The organism is Curtobacterium pusillum (assembly GCF_007680845.1).
GTDB lineage: Bacteria > Actinomycetota > Actinomycetes > Actinomycetales > Microbacteriaceae > Curtobacterium > Curtobacterium pusillum_B.
This window is the reverse complement of sequence record NZ_VEIY01000001.1, coordinates 398,026-417,558: the sequence shown is the minus strand read 5'-3', so window position 1 is coordinate 417,558 and position 19,533 is coordinate 398,026. Positions and strand designations below refer to the sequence as shown.

21 protein-coding genes are annotated in these 19,533 nt (G+C 71.8%); 10 read left to right on the top strand and 11 right to left on the bottom strand.

What is annotated here, in order from left to right:
- Window positions 1-236: 236 nt before the first annotated feature.
- From FS825_RS01965 to FS825_RS01940, 6 genes are read right to left on the bottom strand one after another with little or no spacing between them, the layout of a single operon-like run.
- A complete protein-coding gene (locus FS825_RS01965) occupies window positions 237-635 on the bottom strand; it encodes a PLD nuclease N-terminal domain-containing protein (RefSeq protein ID WP_144710354.1) in 399 nt (132 codons plus the stop codon).
- 18 nt (window positions 636-653) lie between these two features.
- On the bottom strand, window positions 654-1,301 hold the full coding sequence (locus FS825_RS01960) for a hypothetical protein (protein WP_144710352.1): 648 nt from the start codon (window positions 1,299-1,301) through the stop codon (window positions 654-656).
- A gap of 34 nt (window positions 1,302-1,335) precedes the next feature.
- A complete protein-coding gene (locus FS825_RS01955; protein WP_395885330.1) occupies window positions 1,336-1,776 on the bottom strand; it encodes a molybdenum cofactor biosynthesis protein MoaE in 441 nt (146 codons plus the stop codon).
- A complete protein-coding gene (locus tag FS825_RS01950) occupies window positions 1,773-2,285 on the bottom strand; it encodes a MogA/MoaB family molybdenum cofactor biosynthesis protein (protein WP_144710350.1) in 513 nt (170 codons plus the stop codon). Before FS825_RS01950 ends, FS825_RS01955 begins: the two co-directional genes overlap by 4 nt.
- Window positions 2,282-2,773, bottom strand: coding sequence for a cyclic pyranopterin monophosphate synthase MoaC (moaC, locus tag FS825_RS01945; RefSeq protein WP_144710348.1), 492 nt, complete (start codon window positions 2,771-2,773; stop codon window positions 2,282-2,284). Before moaC ends, FS825_RS01950 begins: the two co-directional genes overlap by 4 nt.
- A complete protein-coding gene (locus FS825_RS01940; protein WP_144710346.1) occupies window positions 2,770-3,999 on the bottom strand; it encodes a molybdopterin molybdotransferase MoeA in 1,230 nt (409 codons plus the stop codon). Before FS825_RS01940 ends, moaC begins: the two co-directional genes overlap by 4 nt.
- 120 nt (window positions 4,000-4,119) lie before the next feature.
- On the opposite strand from FS825_RS01940, the gene FS825_RS01935 reads away from it, so the two are divergent.
- The 9 genes from FS825_RS01935 to FS825_RS01895 all read left to right on the top strand — a co-directional run bounded on the left by FS825_RS01935 (window position 4,120) and on the right by FS825_RS01895 (window position 14,693).
- Window positions 4,120-5,016: an MTAP family purine nucleoside phosphorylase gene (locus FS825_RS01935; protein WP_260980967.1), complete on the top strand. Its 897-nt coding sequence runs from the start codon at window positions 4,120-4,122 to the stop codon at window positions 5,014-5,016.
- Entirely contained in the window at window positions 5,013-6,083 is a 1,071-nt protein-coding gene (locus FS825_RS01930) for an NAD-dependent epimerase/dehydratase family protein (RefSeq protein WP_144710344.1), read from the top strand. The genes FS825_RS01935 and FS825_RS01930 overlap by 4 nt, the downstream gene beginning before the upstream one ends.
- A gap of 658 nt (window positions 6,084-6,741) precedes the next feature.
- Entirely contained in the window at window positions 6,742-7,485 is a 744-nt protein-coding gene (locus FS825_RS01925; RefSeq protein ID WP_260980966.1) for a glycosyltransferase family 2 protein, read from the top strand.
- Complete coding sequence (locus tag FS825_RS01920; RefSeq protein WP_144710342.1) at window positions 7,482-8,114, top strand: TIGR04282 family arsenosugar biosynthesis glycosyltransferase; 633 nt, start codon at window positions 7,482-7,484, stop codon at window positions 8,112-8,114. The genes FS825_RS01925 and FS825_RS01920 overlap by 4 nt, the downstream gene beginning before the upstream one ends.
- Window positions 8,111-8,773, top strand: a complete 663-nt coding sequence (locus FS825_RS01915) for a class I SAM-dependent methyltransferase (protein ID WP_144710340.1) — start codon at window positions 8,111-8,113, stop codon at window positions 8,771-8,773. The genes FS825_RS01920 and FS825_RS01915 overlap by 4 nt, the downstream gene beginning before the upstream one ends.
- A 117-nt stretch (window positions 8,774-8,890) precedes the next feature.
- The gene (locus FS825_RS01910; protein WP_144710338.1) at window positions 8,891-9,136 is read left to right on the top strand and encodes a hypothetical protein; all 246 of its coding nucleotides are present in this window, start codon (window positions 8,891-8,893) and stop codon (window positions 9,134-9,136) included.
- 192 nt (window positions 9,137-9,328) lie between these two features.
- The gene (pgm, locus tag FS825_RS01905) at window positions 9,329-10,948 is read left to right on the top strand and encodes a phosphoglucomutase (alpha-D-glucose-1,6-bisphosphate-dependent) (RefSeq protein WP_144710336.1); all 1,620 of its coding nucleotides are present in this window, start codon (window positions 9,329-9,331) and stop codon (window positions 10,946-10,948) included.
- A 13-nt stretch (window positions 10,949-10,961) separates the two neighbouring features.
- Complete coding sequence (locus FS825_RS01900) at window positions 10,962-11,876, top strand: DUF1444 domain-containing protein (protein ID WP_144710334.1); 915 nt, start codon at window positions 10,962-10,964, stop codon at window positions 11,874-11,876.
- Between the two features lie 231 nt (window positions 11,877-12,107).
- Window positions 12,108-14,693 carry an MDR family MFS transporter gene (locus FS825_RS01895; RefSeq protein WP_144710332.1) on the top strand — a complete coding sequence of 862 codons (2,586 nt, stop codon included), beginning with the start codon at window positions 12,108-12,110 and terminating at the stop codon, window positions 14,691-14,693.
- A 43-nt stretch (window positions 14,694-14,736) separates the two neighbouring features.
- On the opposite strand, the gene FS825_RS01890 is transcribed toward FS825_RS01895, so the two are convergent.
- Window positions 14,737-15,642, bottom strand: a complete 906-nt coding sequence (locus FS825_RS01890; RefSeq protein WP_260980965.1) for a DNA-methyltransferase — start codon at window positions 15,640-15,642, stop codon at window positions 14,737-14,739.
- Between the two features lie 108 nt (window positions 15,643-15,750).
- Between FS825_RS01890 and FS825_RS01885 the strand changes: the two genes are divergently transcribed.
- Entirely contained in the window at window positions 15,751-16,035 is a 285-nt protein-coding gene (locus FS825_RS01885; protein ID WP_144710328.1) for a GNAT family N-acetyltransferase, read from the top strand.
- An 8-nt stretch (window positions 16,036-16,043) separates the two neighbouring features.
- Here the strand turns inward: FS825_RS01885 and FS825_RS01880 are convergent, their stop codons facing one another.
- Genes FS825_RS01880 through FS825_RS01865 form a run of 4 tightly spaced genes read right to left on the bottom strand, consistent with a single transcriptional unit; the run spans window position 16,044 to window position 19,445 of the window.
- Window positions 16,044-16,556 (bottom strand): hypothetical protein, encoded by a 513-nt coding sequence (locus FS825_RS01880; RefSeq protein WP_144710326.1) that lies wholly within the window; start codon window positions 16,554-16,556, stop codon window positions 16,044-16,046.
- 2 nt (window positions 16,557-16,558) lie between these two features.
- On the bottom strand, window positions 16,559-17,071 hold the full coding sequence (locus tag FS825_RS01875; RefSeq protein WP_144710323.1) for a hypothetical protein: 513 nt from the start codon (window positions 17,069-17,071) through the stop codon (window positions 16,559-16,561).
- Between the two features lie 2 nt (window positions 17,072-17,073).
- A complete protein-coding gene (locus FS825_RS01870) occupies window positions 17,074-17,580 on the bottom strand; it encodes a hypothetical protein (protein ID WP_144710322.1) in 507 nt (168 codons plus the stop codon).
- A 44-nt stretch (window positions 17,581-17,624) separates the two neighbouring features.
- On the bottom strand, window positions 17,625-19,445 hold the full coding sequence (locus FS825_RS01865; RefSeq protein WP_144710319.1) for an alpha/beta hydrolase: 1,821 nt from the start codon (window positions 19,443-19,445) through the stop codon (window positions 17,625-17,627).
- Between the last annotated feature and the right edge of the window lie 88 nt (window positions 19,446-19,533).

Here is a 19,533-nt window from a genome sequence, read left to right as displayed (position 1 = left end):
AGGCGGCGCGCGGGGGTGCGGGGTGCGCGGGGGCGGGGGCGCGGGCGCGGGCGCGCCGGCGACGGCGCGAGCCGCGCGCGCGGCGGCGCTGGCGGAACCTGGTTCCGGACACAGCACCGCGAAACGCCGTGGTGCTGTGTCCGGAATCAGGTTTCCGACGTGGAACCAGCCGCTGCGCGTGGATCGGAGTCGGGAACGTGGTTCGGGAAGGGCACGGACCGGCCAGGAGGCGCGGGTCAGCTCCCCGGGGTCGGCTCGCCTTCGCCGGCGGCTTCCTTCGCCCGACGGAGGCGCGCCTGGGCCTCCCAGTACTCGATCTCGCGCTCGAGGTCGGCGAGCTCCTGCTCCGTGCCGGTCACGCGCTTGTCCCCGTGGGCGGCGCGGGCGTGGCCGAGGCTCGCGTACTGGTCCTCGTGGCGCCTCGGCTCGATGTAGCGGCCGTGGTTCCGGTCGCCCGGGCTCCAGTCGTGGCCGACGGCGAACCACACGATGCTGCCGACGACGGGCACGAGGATCACGAGGAACACCCACGCGATCTTCGGTAGCCCACGGACCTGGTCGGCGCCCCGGGTGAGGATGTCGATCAGGGCGAAGACCAGCAGGACGATCGACGCCCCGTACAGCAGCACGCTCATGAGCAGCGAGTCTATGGATCAGCTTGGAGCGTCGCCATGCCCCGAACGCGTGCCGCGGTTGCGATCCGGCAACGGTCTGCTGCGGTCTCCCGCAGGCGTCTCGGCGAGGTAGCGCCGGGCAAGGACGACGTCCCGCAACGCGACGATCGTCGTGACGACTCCGATGCCCGCGACGACGGCGTACGGGATCGACGTGGGCGTGCCCATGGACGCGCCGCTGGTCCAGGCGAGCACCAGGCCGACCGTCATCGGGAGGCCACGACCCGCTGCGGCCTGCGCTGCCGCCGCCCGGACGACGTCGAGTCGGTCGTCCGGAGCCTCCTGGCGCCGCCGGATCACGCGCTGCACGGCACGCTGCTCACGAGGCGAGAGGGACTTCGTCACCGCTGTCCGTTCGGGCCGCCGCGAGCGATCACGGATGGCCCGGACGGCGTCCGTGAAGAAGAGTCCGAAGCCGGCGGCGGCTCCGACGACGCCGGTCACCAACCGGCCGGTGCTCTCGGGCGGGAACGAGAGGGCGACGCCGATCAGGACGACCAGGCTCACACCGCCGCCGGCGACGATGGGCAGGGAGACGCGGCGTGGGGCGGGTCCGGCGAGGGCGCGCTGCGCCTGTTCGTCGGCGAGCGCCCAGCGCCCCTCGGCCTGGGCCGCGGAGTCGGTCATCGTCCTCGACCCAACCACAGCGGTGGAGGACGCGTCAGAGGGCGGCCACCCACTCGTCCGAACCGTCGGTGAACTGCTGGTGCTTCCAGATCGGCACCCGTTCCTTCACGAGGTCGACCAGGGCCCCGCACGCCGCGAAGGCCTCGGCCCGGTGCCCCGACGACACGGCTGCGGCGAGCGCCACGTCCCCGACCACGAGCGCTCCGACCCGGTGCAGGACGGCGATGCGGACCTCGGGGTGGGCTGCTGCGATGGTCCGGGCGACGTCGGCGATGACGTCGCCGGCGCTCGGGTGCCGTTCGTACCCGAGTGCGGTCACACCCTTCCCACCGTCGTGGTCACGGACGACCCCGGCGAACGTGACGACCGCGCCGTCCTGGTCCGTCGCGACGACGGTCGAGACCTCGTCCACGGTGATCTGGCGGTCGACGACGTCGGCGAGCACCACGCGGTCGTCTGACGCCGCCCCGGTCACGAGGCACTCCGCGGCGCGTGCCCCTCGCCCGACACCTGGGCCAGCACGTGGTCGAGCAACCCGTCGAGCACCGCGAGGCCGTCCGCCACGCCCCCGCGCGACCCCGGCAGCGTGACGATGAGCGTGCCGCCACTGGCGATCCCGGCGATACCCCGGCTGAGGAGCGCCGTCGGCCCCGCGCTCGCGAGTCCGCGGCGGCGGATCTCCTCGGTGATGCCGGGGAGGTCGAGGTCGAGGAGCGGCGCGATCGACTCGGGGGTGCGGTCGGTCGGGGTGACGCCGGTGCCCCCGGTGGTGATCACGACGCGGGCGTCGGCGAGGAGTTCCGCCGAGACGGTCTCGCCGATCTGCCCGCCGTCGGGCACGATCACCGGCTCAGCGACCGTGAACCCGTGGTCGCGCAACCACTCGGCGATGACGGGGCCGGTGCGGTCGAGTGCTGGGTCGGTGGACGCCTGCGTGGAGACGACGACGACAGCCGCTCGGCCCCTGGTCGGTTGCGAGGTCATCGGTTGCTCCAGTCCCCCGAGCGGCCGCCGTGCTTCTCCAGCACGCGGACGTCGGTGATCGAGGCCGCCCGGTCGACGGCCTTCACCATGTCGTACACGGTCAGCGCGGCGACGCTCGCGCCGGTCAGCGCTTCCATCTCGACCCCGGTCCGGGAGGTCGTGCGCACGGACACCTCGACCACCACACGGTCGCCGTCGCCGGTGATGTCGACCTCGACGCCCGCGATCGGGAGTGGGTGGCAGAGCGGGATGAGGTCCGAGGTCTTCTTCACCGCCATGATCGCCGCGATCCGGGCGGTGCCGATGACCTCGCCCTTCGGCAGCGAGCCGTCGAGGATGCGAGCGACGACGTCGGGGCGCGTGACGAGCGTGGCGGTGGCGGTGGCCGAGCGCGCGGTGACGTCCTTCGCGGAGACGTCGACCATGTGGGCGGTCCCGTCGGCGCGGACGTGGGAGAGCTCGTCGCCGAGCGGTGCGGGTTCGGTCAACGGAGACTCCAGACGGTCAGCGGGTCACCCGGTTCGACGACGGCGGTGCCGACCGGGACGTGGACGAGGTGCGTGGCTGCGGCGTAGTGCGCGAGCAGGTGGGAGCTGGGGCCGCCGACGAAGTGCACGTGGCCGTCCTCGACCCGGCCACGGCGCACCTGGTGCTTCCCGGGCGGGGACGTCGCCGCTTCGGCTGCGGGCAGCTCCTGCACGATGCGGTCGTCGGCGAGCCCGGCGTCCGCGGCGAGCACCGGACGGAGGAACACCTCGAACGAGACGAGCGCCGACACCGGGTTGCCGGGGAAGGAGACCACCGGCACCGAGCGGCCGGCGATCGACACCCTGCCCGAGGCCTGCGGCCCACCCGGCTGCATCGCGACGGGGGTGACCTCGAGCCCCCGCGGCTCGAGGGCCTGTCGGACGACCTCGTACGCGCCAGCGCTGATGCCGCCGGTGGTGAGCACGAGGTCGGCCCAGTCCCCCACCGCGTCTTCGAGGCCCGCCAGGAACGCGGACTCGTCGTCGGGAACGCGGATCGACCGGGCGTCCACTCCGACCTCGGCGAACGCCGCCCGCAGCGCGATGCCGTTGGCGTCGCCGATGGTGGCGTCACCCGCGCCCCGGAGTTCGGAGCCGGTGGACACGACGAGCACCCGGAGCCGTCGGACGACGTCCACCGTGGTCACCCCGGCCGCCGCGAGCGTCCCGAGCAGCGCGGGCGTCACGGCAGCGCCGGCGGGAGCGAGTTCCCCTCCGCGGGCGAGGTCCGTCCCGGTGGCCCGCACGTAGGTCCCGGTCACGAGGTCGTCCGGCACCGTGACCTCGGCCAACGTCAGCGCGGCCGGGAACGCCCCCGGCGGCGTCGCCTCGACCGGGAAGACCGCGTCGGCACCGTGCGGGATCCGCGCCCCGGTCATGATCGGCGCCGCGCTGTCCGGGTCGAGCGGCGGCGGAACGACGCCCGCGGGGATCGGCTCGACCACCCGCAGCGCGCGGCCCGCGTCGACGGCTCGGACGGCGAAGCCGTCCATCTGGCTGTTGTCGAACGGTGGGAGCGGAACGGGTGCGACGACGGCCCCTGCGAGCACACGGTGACCCCGTCCGGCGCCGGCCCCGGTCGCGAGGTCGTCGATGTCCCGCGCCTCCAGTCCGGAGTGCCGTCTGCCGGACAGGACCGGCGCGACGAGGGCCGCGATCTCGTCACGGTGCTGACCGATCGTTCGCACGTGCGCCTCCGAACAGGTGAGAAGTGTGCCGTCCTCCCGGTTCGTCCGGGGGCGGTTTCAGTAGCGTAACGAGGGCGCACAACGCGCCGAGGACCATTCGGAGGACCTGTGGAGAACGACGTGACCACGACCGGGGCTGTGGACGAGACGCAGGTGGGCATCGGGGTGATCGGGGGCTCGGGGCTGTACGAGCTGTTCGAACCCGGCACCGCGGACGAGATCGACGTCGACACCCCGTTCGGACCCACGTCGAGCCCGATCAGCGTCGGCACCATGGCCGGCAAGCGGGTCGCGTTCCTCACCCGTCACGGCCGTGAGCACTCCGTCGCGCCGCACCGCATCAACCACCGGGCGAACCTGTGGGCGCTGCGCTCCCTCGGCGTCCGTGCCGTCGTGTCGTCGAGCGCCGTCGGTGGGCTGCACCCGGACTACGCGCCCGGCACGTTCGTCGTGACGGACCAGCTCATCGACCGGACCTGGGGCCGAGCGGACACGTTCTTCGAGGACGCCGTGCAGCACCTGTCGTTCGCGGACCCCTTCGACCCGGTGCTCCGTCGGGTCGCGGTCGGCGCGATCGAGCAGCTCGGCGTGCCGTTCCGACCGACGGGCACGTGCGTCGTGATCCAGGGGCCGCGGTTCTCCACCCGTGCCGAATCGGTGTGGATGCGCGAGGCCGGTGGGCACACGATCAACATGACGATGACCCCGGAGGTGCCCCTCGCCGCGGAGCTCGGGATCGGGACGGTGAACCTGTCGTTCGTCACCGACGCCGACGCCGGTCTCGCGCCGACCGAGGAGGAAGCCGCAGCGGCGGCTTCCGAGACGCCCGTCACGCACGCCCTCGTGATGGAGCGTCTGGCCCGTGCGAACGAGGTGATCGTCCGCGCCATCGGCTCGATCGTCGCCGCGATCCCGGACGACTACACACCGCGCGAGCTCGTCCCGGCAGCGGCGAGCGCCGCAGCCCTCGCCGGCGCGACCGGCGCTGCTGCGCCGCAGTCCGGTGCTGGCGCATGACCCGCCTCCTGGTCACCGGCGGCGCGGGCTTCATCGGCTCCGCGATCGTCCGCCGCGCCCGCGCTGACGGCCACGAGGTCCGGGTCCTCGACTCCCTCCGCGAGGACGTGCACGGCGACCCCGCCGGCATCGTCACCGCCCACCAGCAGCAGGGCATCGAGTTCGTGCACGGCGACGTCCGCGACCGGGTCGCCCTCGAGGCCGCCCTCGACGGCATCGACGTCGTCTGCCACCAGGCGGCCAAGGTCGGCCTCGGCGTCGACTTCCAGGACGCCCCGGACTACGTCTCGTCGAACGACGCGGGCACGGCGCACGTCCTCGCGGGGATGGACCGGTACGGCATCGGTCGCCTCGTGGTCGCGAGCTCGATGGTCGTCTACGGCGAGGGCGCGTACACGACCGCCTCGGGAGAGCCGGTCCGCCCACCCGCACGCCGACGCACCGACCTCGACGCCGGCGAGTTCGACCCGATCGGCCCCGACGGTCGTCCGCTCCTGCCGGGCCTCATCGACGAGTCAGCGGCCCTCGACCCTCGGAACGTGTACGCGCAGACGAAGGTCGCGCAGGAGCACCTCGCATCGTCGTGGTCCCGTGCGACCGGCGGTCGGGCGATCGCACTCCGGTACCACAACGTGTACGGCCCGGGCATGCCCGCGAACACGCCCTACGCCGGCGTCGCGTCGCTGTTCCGGTCCGCGCTCGCCCGCGGCGAGGCACCGCGCGTCTTCGAGGACGGCCGGCAGCGGCGCGACTTCGTGCACGTCGACGACGTCGCCGGGGCGAACGCGGCGTCGATCGCGGCGACCGAGGACCTGCCCGCCGAGACGTTCCGCGCGTACAACGTCGGCTCGGGCGTGGTGCACACGATCGGCGAGATGGCCGCGGCGATCGCCGGCCCGGACGGCCCGCAGCCGGTCGTGACGGGCGAGTACCGGTTGGGCGACGTCCGGCACGTGACCGCGTCGTCGGACCGGATCGCGGCCGAGCTGGGGTGGCGGGCCGGGGTCGACTTCGAGCGGGGCATGCGCGAGTTCGCGACGGCGCCCTTGCGCGCGGCGGTGCAGTAGGCCGCGCGGCGGCGTCGCCGGGAGCGGCAGGCGGGCGGGCGGCGTCGCCGAGCGGCGCGGGCGGGCGGCGTCGCCGAGCGGGCACAACACGCCGCTCACGTCCGCCGAGCGTGCGCAAACGGCCGTCTCCGCGCGCCGAGCGCGACGGAAAGTGCCCGCTCGGGCCGCCCCGGCAGGGCACCCGGGACCGCCCGGCCGGACGCGCGTACCGCCCTGGACGGGACCGCCTGGAGGCGCGGTGCCGGTCCGGCGGGCGTGCGCCGCGCCTCCAGGCGGTCGACACGCTGGTCGAGGGCTCCGCGAGCGGGCACGACATGCCGCTCACGTCTGCCGAGCGGGCGCAAGCGGCCGCCGCGCGGCCCCGAGCGTGACAGATTTTGCCCGTTCGACGACCCCGGCCGGGGGCCCGGCGGGCGCCCGGCCGCGGCCCGGCCGGGGCCGCCCCGTCCCCACACCCACCGACACCCGTGTCCCCCGATCAGGGGGAACCACTCCCCGGCAGTGCGCAGAACGGCCCTCGGGGGACGCCGATCCTGTCCCCCGACACCGCGCCTCGTGTTGGCTCGGAGGCATGGAACGACAGCCGGCCCACGAGACCGACCGCCCCCGGGAACGACACCCGCGACCCGACACCCATCGTTCCGACGGTCCGCGCCGAATGGCCGACATGAACGTCGACGTGATCCTCCCCTGTCTCGACGAGGCGGACGCCCTCCCCGAGGTCCTGGGCCGCCTCCCGCGCGGCTACCGCGCGATCGTCGTCGACAACGGGTCCACGGACGGCTCGGCCGACGTCGCGCGTGCGCACGGCGCACTCGTCGTCACCGAACCCGTCAAGGGCTTCGGCTCGGCGTGCGCTGCCGGCGTGGCGGCCGCGACCGCGGAGTACGTCGCGTTCTGCGACGCCGACGCGTCCATGGACCCGGCCGAGCTCGTCCCGCTCGTCGCCCGCGTGGCGACGGGGCACACCGACCTCGCCCTCGGCCGACGGGTCCCGACCACGCCGGGCGCATGGGCGCCGCACGCACGGTTCGCGAACCGCGTCCTCGCCGTCCTCATGCGTCGCGCGACCGGCTACCGCCTCCGCGACCTCGGTCCGATGCGTGTGATGCGCCGCGAGGACCTCGTCGCCCTCGACCTGCAGGACCGCCGCAGCGGCTACCCGCTCGAGATGGTCCTCGCCGCACACGCGGCGGGCTGGCGGGTGGACGAGTCGGACATCGGGTACGCGCAGCGCATCGGTGACAGCAAGGTCACCGGCACGCTCCGCGGCACGGTCAACGCCGTGAAGGACATGTCGCGTCTGCTGCGCGAGTACCGACGGGAGGCGCGACCCACCCCCGTCGCACCGGCCTCCGTCGAGCCGCTGGTCGCCTCCACCGCCGAGGGGGTGCGCTCGTGACCGCGGGCGTCACCGTCGCGGTGGTCGCGAAGGAGTGCCTGCCCGGGAAGGTGAAGACGCGGCTGACGCCGGCGCTCACCCCGGAGGGCGCCGCTCGCGTCGCCCGCGCCAGCCTCGCCGACACGCTCGCCACCGTGCGCGCGCTGCCCGCGGCGCGTCGGGTGCTGTTCTTCGACGGGTCGGTCGTCCCGCCGGGTGCCGAGGACTTCGACGTCCTGCACCAGCCGGGCGGCGGCCTCGACGAGCGGCTCGGCTTCCTGTTCGACGCGGTCGACGGCCCCCTCCTGCTGGTCGGGATGGACACGCCGCAGGTCAGCGCCGCGGACGTCGCGCCGGTGTTCGACGACCCGGAGCGGGACGCCTGGTTCGGCCCGGCCGAGGACGGCGGGTTCTGGTCGCTCTACCTCCGCGATCCGGACGGCTCGTACCTCCGGGGCGTGCCGATGTCCAAGGACGACACCGGTGCCGTGCAGTTCGCCCGACTGACCGACGCCGGACTCGACGTGGGCACCCTCGGTGTCCTCCTCGACGTCGACACCGTGCCCGACGCCGAGCGCGTCGCCGCCCTCGCGCCCGACTCCGGGTTCGCCGAGGCACTGCAGGCCGAGACCGTGGGGAGCCTCCGATGACCATGCACGCACCCGTCTCCTTCGGCGCCGGCGGCGGTGAGCCGTACGCACGTGCGCTCCGCACCGACGGCCGCATCCGCCTCACCGACCCTTCACGCCCGGACTCGGCCGTGACGCTGGACGTCGGTCGGTGGAGCGCCGCGGCCGACCGGGTGGACCGGTCGCTCCTCGACGGTGCGGACGGCCCCGTGATCGACATCGGGTGCGGCCCCGGCCGGATGCTCGTGGCCGCGGGGACCCTCGGGATCCCGGCGCTCGGGGTCGACGTCTCGGCGGACGCGGTGGCGATCGCCCGACGCTCCGGCGGCACCGCGCTGCAGGGCTCGGTGTTCGACCGGGTGCCGGACGAGGGGCACTGGGACACCGCCCTCGTCATCGACGGGAACATCGGCATCGGCGGCGACCCCGCGGCACTGCTGGCCCGCTGCCGGGACATCGTGCGCGTCGGCGGCCGGATCGTGGTCGAGACGCACGTCGACCGCACCGCGGACCGGGTGTACACCGCACGCGTGGTGGACGCCGACGGGCACCAGAGTGCCGAGTTCCCGTGGGCCGAGGTCGGCGTCGACGCGCTGCTCGACCTCGCCGACGAGGTCGGTCTCGTCGCCCGGCAGAGCTGGACCGCGGGCGGCCGGACGTTCTGCGAGCTGGTCGCCTGAGCAATCCTTCTTTTGTGTCATGCAAAAGAAGGAGGTACGATGGGGTCATCAGGTCGACGGCGTCGTGGTCGCCGACCCGGTGACCGACGATCCTCGGCACGACGACGAGGAGTACCCATGCAGAACCGTCAGAACCCCCTGGGCGGCGCGTACGTGACCGGCCTCGCATCCCGCACCGAACTCGGCGGCTACGCGGTCGACGCCGCATGGCGTCCGATCGGCAGCTACACCGGCACCGGCTCCGAGCGACCCCTCCGTCGCTTCGTCGACACGCAGTTCCGTCGTCCGGGCACCGCGACGTCCTCGACGCGCACGGTCACCGGATCGCTGCGCACGGCGACCGGGTCGTTCCGCACCGCCTGACGCGCTGCGGCGCGCCGCACCGCACGAGGCGCTGCCGCGCACCGCATCGCACAGCGCGGTGCGTACCCAGACCGCGAGCGGTCGTCCACCCGGACCGTCCCCCCTTCGGGCCCGGTGGGACGGCCGCTCGCACTTCTCCACAGGTGCGGTGGTTCCTGGGCGCTCGCGTGGGGGCGATGCCAGGATGGAGCCATGAACGACCGCGCCGGCACCCCCGCCACTGCAGACGACCTCGTCGACCTCGACGCCCTCATCGCCGCGTACCACGAGCGCGTCCCGGACGTGACGGTCCCCGAGCAGAAGGTGGTCTTCGGCACGTCGGGCCACCGCGGCTCGTCGCTGGACTCCGCCTTCAACGACACCCACATCGCCGCCATCACCCAGGCGATCGTCGAGTACCGCACGTCGCAGGGCACCGACGGCCCGCTGTTCATCGGCCGCGACACCCACGCCCTGTCCGGCCCGGCGGAACGCACCGCGCTGGAAGTCCTCGCGGCGAACGGCGTGCACGTGCTCGCCGACAGCGAGAACGGCTACGTGCCGACCCCGGCGCTCAGCCACGCGATCATCGCCTACAACCGCGCCGGCAACCCGGACACGGCGGACGGCATCGTCATCACGCCGAGCCACAACCCGCCGCGCGACGGCGGCTTCAAGTACAACCCTCCGCACGGCGGCCCGGCCGACAGCGACGCCACCAGCTGGATCGCCGACCGTGCGAACGCGATCATCGCCGGCGGCAACGCCGACGTGCGGCGCTCGGAACAGGCGACCCCCGACCGCTACGACTTCCTCGGCGCCTACGTCGCCGACATCGAGAACATCATCGACATCGACGCGATCAAGCGCGCAGGCGTGCGGATCGGCGCCGACCCGCTCGGTGGGGCGTCGCTGCCCTACTGGAACCGCATCCGCGACCACTACGGCCTCGACCTCACCGTCGTGAACCCGGACGTCGACCCGACGTGGTCGTTCATGACGCTCGACTGGGACGGCAAGATCCGGATGGACCCGTCCAGCGCGAGCGCGATGGCGTCCGTCGTGGCGCGGAAGGACGAGTTCGACGTCCTCACCGGCAACGACGCCGACTCCGACCGCCACGGCATCGTCACGCCGGACGCCGGGCTGATGAACCCGAACCACTACCTCGCGGTCGCGATCGAGTACCTCTACGCGCACCGTCCCCAGTGGCGCGACGACGCCGCGATCGGCAAGACCCTGGTGTCGTCGAGCATCATCGACAAGGTCGCCGAGTCGCTCGGCCGTCGGCTGTGGGAAGTCCCGGTCGGCTTCAAGTGGTTCGTCCCGGGCCTGATCGACGGCTCGGTGGCGTTCGGCGGTGAAGAGTCCGCGGGCGCCTCGTTCCTCCGCAAGGACGGCACCGCGTGGACGACCGACAAGGACGGCATCATCCTGGCGCTCCTGGCGTCCGAGATCATCGCCGTCACCGGCAAGACCCCGTCCCAGCTCTACCGCGAGCTGACCGACCGCTTCGGCGACCCGGTCTACCAGCGCGTCGACGCGGCCGCCAGCAAGGAGCAGAAGGCACGCCTGGCGAAGCTCGACGGCGACGCCATCACGGCCGAGACCCTCGCGGGCGACCCGATCACCGCGAAGCTGTCGAAGGCTCCCGGCAACGACGCGGCCGTCGGTGGCGTGAAGGTCGTCACGGACCGGGCGTGGTTCGCGGCCCGCCCCTCCGGCACCGAGGACGTGTACAAGATCTACGCCGAGAGCTTCGTCGGCCAGGAGCACCTCGAACAGGTGCAGCGCGAAGCCAAGGAGATCGTGGACGCCGCCCTCGGCGCCTGACCCCGCCGCGCGCATGGGGTGGTTCGGTCGGAAGAAGTCAGCCGGGCACGGCGAGCACGGCGTGACGCTCGTCGCCCTCGCGCAACGGGCACTCGCCGAGCGGGGCCTCGAGACCACGGTCGAGGTGCCACCCGGTGAGCAGCCACGCCTGGTCGGCACCGACGGCCGACTGTTCCTGCTCGACAACCTGGCGATGCAGGTGCACGGCGCGGCGCCCGCGGAACAGGTCCAGATCGTCGGCGAGCACTTCGACCGGATGGTCCAGGCGTCCCGTGAGCCCGCGGTCACGGAGCTCGGCGCGGACGAACTCCGGGACCGCATCCGGCTCCGGATCCTCGCGGAGGACGGCAGCGGCCCGGCGGACCCCACCGACCTGTCGTACGCGCGGCCGTTCGCGCCGGGGCTCGTCCTCGGGCTCTGCGTCGACTACCCCACGATGGTGAGCACGATCTCGGCGTCCTCGCTGCCGAACCTCGCGCTCGGGATCGACGAGCTGTTCGCCATCGGGCAGCTCAACACGGACGACGAACCCGTCGACGGCAACGCAGAGATCGCACCGGGCGTCTTCGTGGTCGAAGGCGAGTCGCTCTTCACCGCCTCGAAGGCCGTCAACCTGCCCGCGCTCTTCGGTGCCGCACCGTTCGGCACGGTGTTCGCGGTCCCGCACCGACACCTCCTGCTCGCCGCGCCGATCCGCGACGCCGAGAGCATCACGGCGGTGCAGACGCTCGGCGGGATGCTGCTGCAGGTCCTCGGCGACGCAGGCCAGGGGCTGCCGGGCGGCCCGCTCAGCCCCCTGCTGTTCTTCTCCCGCGGCGGCGAGGTCAGTGCGGTGTCGGGCTTCGACGAGGAGACCGGCGCGATGCGCATCGAGGTCGACGAGCGGTTCCGGGAAGCGCTCGAGCAGGCAGCGGCGACGAACCCCTAGCCCCGGTCGCGGCGTGCGTGGGCCCTCGCCGGGAACCCCCTGCCGTCCCTCGGCGTACTGTGACGGCGTCCGGCGTCGTCACCGGGACGACCCCGCAGCGAGCGTCCCGAGAGCGCCGTCGGGGCTGCCGATCCACACAGGAACCCACCCCGCCGTGACCGTGCACCTTGCGGCAGATGTAACTTTGCAGCCAGCGCAAAGTTTTTCCAAGCACCCCCGGAGAGCCCGCACATGACCCAGACCGCGACCGCACCCGCGGCACCCACGACGTCGTCGAACGCCGTGATGAGCCACCGGCAGATCCTGCTGGTCATCTACGGCCTGATGGCCGGGATGTTCCTCGGCGCCCTCGACCAGACGATCGTCGGCACCGCGATCCGCACCATCGGCGACGACCTGCACGGTCTCGACCAGCAGGCGTGGGTCACGACCGGCTACCTGATCGCGTCGACGATCACGACGCCGATCTACGGCAAGCTGTCCGACATCTTCGGCCGGCGTCCGCTGTTCATCACCGCGATCGGCATCTTCATCGTCGGCTCCTTCGCCGCGTCGTTCTCGACGTCGATGCTCATGCTCGCGGGGTTCCGCGCGCTGCAGGGCCTCGGCGCCGGTGGTCTGATGTCGCTGCCGCTCGCGATCATGGGCGACATGCTGGCGCCCCGCGAGCGCGCGAAGTACCAGGGGTACTTCCTCGCGGTGTTCGGCATCTCGAGCGTCATCGGCCCGCTCGTCGGCGGCGTCTTCGCCGGCTCGGGCGAGCTGCTCTTCATCTCCGGGTGGCGCTGGGTCTTCCTCATCAACGTGCCGATCGGCGTGATCGCACTCTTCATGGTGCTCACGTTCCTGCACCTGCCGAAGTTCGGCGACCGTGGCAAGCCCCGCATCGACTGGTGGGGTGCGTCCCTCGTCATCGTGACCCTGGTGCCGCTGCTCCTCATCGCCGAGCAGGGCCGTGACTGGGGCTGGGACTCCCCCGGCGCCTTCGCCTGCTACGGCATCGGTGCGGCCGGCCTCATCGCGTTCATCCTCGTCGAGCGCGCGATGAAGGACGACGCGATCCTGCCGCTGAAGCTGTTCGGCTCGCGCGTCTTCTCGATGTCCGCGATGCTCTCCGTGCTCGTCGGCTTCGGCATGTTCGGTGCGATGCTCACGATCCCGCTGTACCTGCAGATCGTGAAGGGCGTCACCCCGACCGAGTCCGGGTTCGCGATGCTCCCGATGGTCCTCGGCCTGATGATCTCCTCGATCGCCTCCGGCCAGATCATCTCCCGGACGGGCAACTACCAGGTCTTCCCGATCACCGGTACCGCGTTCACCGCGATCGGCTTCACCGTCCTGACCTTCCTCACCGCGGACCGTCCCCTCTGGTTCCTCATGCTCGGCATGTTCGGCATCGGCCTCGGGCTCGGGCAGCTCATGCAGACCCTGACGCTCGCGGCGCAGAACTCGGTGAGCCCGCGGGACATCGGCGTCGCGACCAGTGCCGCCACGTTCTTCCGCCAGATCGGCGGCACCATGGGCACCGCCGTGCTGCTGTCCGTCCTGTTCACGCTCATGCCGACGAACATCACGACGGCCATGCAGAACGAGGGCGACCTGAAGAGCGCCCTGAACGCCGCCCTCACGCCGTCCGTCGCGAACGCGTCCGACAACAAGGGGGTCATGGACCAGATCTGGAACAAGATCGTCGACCCCGTGAAGGACAACGTCCAGGACGGGCTGAACAAGGGCGCCGTGCAGGCGAAGGAAGCCGCGGACGCCGCCGTCACGAAGCAGGTCACCTCGGCCGTCCAGGCACAGGTCTCCGCCGGGAAGGTCCCCGCAGCCTCGGCCGACTCGGTCATCGCCGAGCAGGTCGCGGCGGCCAAGCCCGCAGCCGAGCAGCAGGCGCTCGAGACCGCCGCGTCGAAGGCCAAGGCCGACGTCGTCGACGGCACGCTGCAGGTCGACTACTCGAAGGCCAGCCAGCGACAGAACGTCGTCGACGAAGTCGCGCCGACGCTCATCAAGCAGCTCAAGCAGGGCGACTCGAGTGCGAACTCGTCGTCCAGCTCCGCGACGAGCGACACGTCGTTCCTCAACGGCGCCGACAAGCGGCTCACCCGTCCGTTCCTCGTCGGGTTCAGCAGCTCGGCCGTCACCGTCTACTGGGTCGGCCTCGGCGTCATCCTGCTCGCCTTCGTCCTGACCTGGTTCTTCCGGGTGCCGCCGCTCCGCAAGGTGTCCGCACTCCAGGAACAGGCGAACACAGAGAAGGCTGCCACCGCGAAGGCGGAGGGTGACCGTGCCGATGCGGACCGCCTCACCGTGGACGCTCAGAACGCGGCCGCCGGCTCCGGGTCGCTCGTCTCACCGGACACGGGGTCGATGGCGGTCGTGCCGACCTCGCCGGACGTGCCGTCGCAGCCGCGCTCGGCGGGTTCCGCGGTCGGCATGCGGGACACGGTCGGCGCGGTCCGCTCTGGAGGCACGGCCTCCGCCGCCACGTCCGTCGCCTCCCACGGGTCGTCGGCTCCGACCTCCGGCCGTCCGGATGCGGACACCACGCGTGCTCCGCTGCCGGACGCCACGACGCACGGTGCGCATTCCGCGGCCGCGCCGGTCGACGAGCCGCCGACGACCACCGGGGCGATCCGCACCCGGGCCGCCCACGCCGCAGCGACCCCCGTCGACGCCGTGCCCGGAGCGACCACCGACGGCAGCCCGGCCGCGGACCAGAACGCGACCACGGACCCGACCGGGACGGACGCGACGGAGGCGAGCCGCGCCTCCAGGCCGGACGACCACGCGCACGGTCGCCACTCGGCCGAGTAGCCCGGCCAGCCGGAGAACCCGCCGACCGCCCGTCGTCCCCGCGTCAGACCGCGGAGGCGGCGGGCGGTTCCGCGATCTCGAACGACGCGCCCGGCAACCTGGCGCGCATGACCTCGACCGCGACCGGGTTGTCGTCGACGAGCACGAACCGACGCCCGAGCGCCCGTGCCACCGCGCCCGTCGTGCCGCTGCCGGCGAAGAAGTCGAGGACCCAGTCCCCCTCGCGTGAGGACGCCTGCACGATCCGACGCAGCACACCCTCGGGCTTCTGCGTCGGGTAGCCCGTCTTCTCCTTGCCGGTCGGCGAGACGATCGTGTGCCACCACACGTCCGTCGGGAGCTTGCCGCGCTCCCGCTTCTCGGCCGTGACGAGCCCCGGGGCCATGTACGGTTCGCGGTCCACGGCCTCGGAGTCGAACCAGTAGCGCGCCGGGTCCTTGACGTAGACGAGGATCGTGTCGTGCTTCGTCGGCCAGCGGGAGCGCGACTTCGCGCCGAAGTCGTACGCCCAGACGATCTCGTTGAGGAACGCGTCACGGCCGAACAGCGCGTCGAGCAGGACCTTGGCGTAGTGCGACTCGCGGTAGTCGAGGTGCAGGTAGAGGGTGCCGTCGTCGGCGAGGAGCCGCCACGCCTCGAGCAGCCGGGGCTCGAGGAACGACCAGTAGTCGTCGAACCGGTCGTCGAAGCGCATCAGGTCGCCGCGGACGCGCTCGTAGGTACTGCCCCGGAAGCCGGTCACCGTCTCGCGGCGGGAGCGGGGTGCCCCGGTGGTCGGGTCGGCCGGCTCGCGGACGGCTGCGCTCGCGTGGCGTCGCTGGTACCGGCCGGTGTTGAACGGCGGGTCGAGGTACACGAGCGTGAAGGACCCGTCGGCGAGGGTGGGGAGCACGTCGAGGTTGTCGCCGAGGACGACCCGGTCGGGCCCGCGATCGTCTCCGGTGTGCACCGGACCATTGTCGTGCACGGGGCGCCGTGGTGGGCGGCCGCCGGCGTCGCCGACGAGCGTCGCGTCGTGGTCCGACGACCGTGCCCCAGGCGGGGTAGCGTCAGCGTCATGGCAGCACCCGAAGTCCGCAACGACACCGACAAGCGGCAGTACTCCCTCGTCGAGGACGGCGAGGTGATCGGCTTCGCGGCGTACGAGGTCGACGACGACGAGATCCGTTTCGTGCACACCGAGGTGGACCCGGCTCACCGCGGCGGCGGTCACGCCTCGATCCTCGTGCAGCATGCGCTCGACGACGTCCGGTCCGGCTCCCTCCGCGTCGTCCCGCAGTGCAGCTACGTGGCGGCGTGGATCGAGCGGCACCCGGACTACCAGGAGCTCACGACGCGCTGAGGCGGCGGTCACTCCTCGCCGCGCTCCCGCATCTCGACGAAGTCGCCCGCGGCGCACCACGACGTCCCGACGACCGAGTCGCCTCCTCCCAGATCTGAAGAGTTGTACCCGATGACCAACGCGGCTCCGCCTCTCCCGTTCACCCCGACCATCGTTCCGCCCCCGGTCGAGAAGCGATCCGTGTCGAGCCCGCCGTCGGACCACAGACGCTCGAGCGTCCGGATGTCTCGCCGGCGATCCCCGCGGTCAGTGCGACGCTTGATGTAGGTGTACTTCACCCCCTCGCCCTCACCACGTTCGTTGGCACACGTGCCGAGTCGGGGGCCGCCCTCAGAGTTCCACTCCCCGCCGAGCGCCTGGGTGGCAGCATCGACGAGCTCGATGATGCTCTGTCGGGCGTCCTCAGGCTTCTGCGTTGGATGAGTCAGTGTGCTTCCCCCGGCGCAGCCAGCAACAGCGGCACCGATGACGAGCATCGACGCGATGGCCGCGACCGGAGTGGTTCTGGTGCTCGACCCCATCGTCACTCCTCGCCGCGCTCGCGCATCTCGACGAAGTCACCCGCGGCGCACCACGAGGCCCCGCTGACCGAGTCGCCGCCACCAAGGTCGGACGAGCTGTAGCCGATGTTCGAAGCGCCTGCACCTCGCCCGTTCAGGCCGATCCACGCTCCGCCGGCACTCGAGAAGCGCTCCGTGTCGAGACCTCGGTCCGACCACAAGCGCTCGAGCGTGTTGATGTCCCGCTGCGCCTGACCCCGGTCAGTGCGACGCTTGATGTACGTGTAGTCCACGCCCTCACCCTCGCCGCGCTCGTTGACACAAGTGTCCAGTCGAGGTCCGTCGTCCACCACCCACTCGCCGCCGAGCTGCTCGGCGGCAGCATCGACGAGATCAACGATGCCCTGTCGAGCATCCTCGGGCTTCTGCGTCGGACGGGCCTGAACGATCCCGCCGGCGCACCCAGCGACAGCGGCGCCGATGACGAACACCGACGCAATGGCCGCGATCGGAGTGGTTTTGGTCCTCGACTCCATCGTCACTCCTCGCCGCGCTCCCGCATCTCGACGAGGTCCCCCGCGGCGCACGGGGATGTTCCGCTCACGGTGTCACCACCGCCGAGGTCCGAAGAGCTGTACCCGATGCTCGATGCCCCCTCGCCCCGAGCGGAGATCCCGATCAAGGCTCCGCGGCCACTCGAGAATCGTTTCGTCTCAAGCCCACGGGCCGACCACAGGCGCTCGAGAGTGATGATGTCCCGTTCAGCATCGCCCCGCTCTGTGCGCCGCTTCATGTAGGCGTAATCGACACCCTCACCCTCGCCACGTTCGTTGACGCAGGTGCCGAGACGCGGTCCGTCGATCACATCCCACTCCCCACCGAGCGCCTCAGTTGCAGCATCGACGAGTTCGACGATGCCGCGCTTGGCGTCCTCAGGCTTCTGGGTCGGGTGGGTCTGCATGCTTCCTCCAGCACAGCCGGCAACACCGCCGATGATCATCAGCACGGTCACGACGGACACGATGTGCTTTATCAGGATGGGCATCGTCGTTCATTCTTCATCGTGTTCTGCCCGAACCGACGACGCGTTCATCTCGTCGGCCCAGTGACGCGGTGGCCGTGGCCCGTGGTCGTGAACGCGACGTTCCTGATCGATTCAGTTTCGCGATCGAGATAGCCGTTCCCGGACGCTGTATGGACCCCGTGGTCGGTCACCGGCTTCAGGTCGCCGTGCCCGTCGGCACCGAAGGTTTTCGCGCCGAAGGCACTCGCCGTCGGGTCCTTCCGATTCGGAAAGCTGAAGTCGCGGCCGATGTAGGCGAACTGATCACCGAAGCCCGGGATGCCGACCATCGTGTTCTGTGCCTGACCCGCGTACACGTAGTCCGCGTGCAGGTCCGTCGCGCTGCCGATGCTCCGAGGGATCCCAGCGGAAGCGATCGAGGTGAACGAGTCCACGCGTACGCCGGACTTCGTCAGGGCGAGCGAAGCCGTCGTGGTTCCGTAGGAGTGCCCGAGGACGTTCGTCCTGGGCATGCCGTCGGCACGGGCGGCCGTGAGCCCGCGGATCGACGCAGCGAGCTTCCTCGCGCCCGCGGCGGCAGACTTCTCGTTGAGGACGCCGAAATCAGGGTTCGATGCACTCGGTATCGGAGGAGCGACGTAGCCGATCCAGGCGATGACGGCATGACGGGATTGATCGATGCGTACCTGCTCGGCGTACACATTCTGCGCTGAGTCCACCCACTCGGTCGTCCGGAGCGTGCTCGACCCCATGCCCGGCACCGCCCACGTCACGTTCTCAGCGGCATCGAGGTCGCCGATCGACACGGCCGCGAGCGGCGGCACATCCGCGGTCAGCGCGATGAGGAAGCGGTTCGGCCGAAGCGCTGCCCTGATGTTCTGCAGCGCCGCCTTCTCCACCGGATCGAGGTTCCGCCGCCGCAACCTCGCCGCCAGCACCGTCCGGTTCGCGGTGTTCCGGACCCAGTACGGGATGCCCTCGAGGTTCCCGAGCATCGACAGGACGGACACCGGCAGCGCGGCGAGGTCGTGTTCGCCGTCGCGAGCGAAGCCGAGTCCTGACCAGATTCGCGCAGCCTTCGCCGGGGACACGCCCGCGGCGAGGAGCTTGCGGAACGACGCCGGGATCGTGGCGGCGGCCGCAACGTCGAGCACGGCGTTCGGCAGACGACGGCCGGAGCCGGCACGCTCGAACGCCTCCGCGATGCGCTCGACCCAGTCGGCATCGGCCGCGTTCTCCTGCAAGTAGCGCTCGAACCCGCGGAACAGCGTCGTGCTGTCGACCGTCGCCCACGCACAGTGCATGGTGAACGCTGCCCACGCCGCCCGGAGCCGGGACGAGGTGGCACCGAGGTCGATGTCTCCGACCCGGGACGACGCGGCGAAGGCCCGCAGTCTGTCGGGATCCGCCGAGCTCCGCCCGCTGCTGGTGGCCCCGGCGTTCCGTGGCCGATCCGATGCCGCGAAGGACGCGGAGATCGGAGTGGGACGGATGGGCGTCTCCGACGGCTTCGGGTCGAACATCGACCCGGTGTCGATGCCGAACGGTGCGAGCGTGTTCGACGCAGCCGCCCGACGACGCTCGTCCTCGCGGCGACGCCAGTCGGCGAGCGCTTCGCGACGCGCCCGCTCCCGTTGCGCCTGCTCCACGACGACCTGGACCTGCTCAGCGAGTGAGTCGAGCGCACGCGCGAGTCGGACGCGATCAGCCGCCTCGGCTTCCGACGCGGCGGTGAACCGCTTCGCGTACGCGCCGGAGAAGTCGACCACCGCGTCTTCGGTGGCGTACCTCCGGCTCGACCCGCTGGCCCGCAGCCGGTCGTCCGCAGCGGTCGCCGTCGTGATCAGCTTCCGAGCCACACCGCCGTCGAACTCGATCCCCGCCACCGTTCCCCCAGCCCTCTCGGGGCCGCCGGAACGCTGCCCCGCAAGACATCATGGCGAGGAAGAACGTTCAGATGCAAATGTTTAGTAT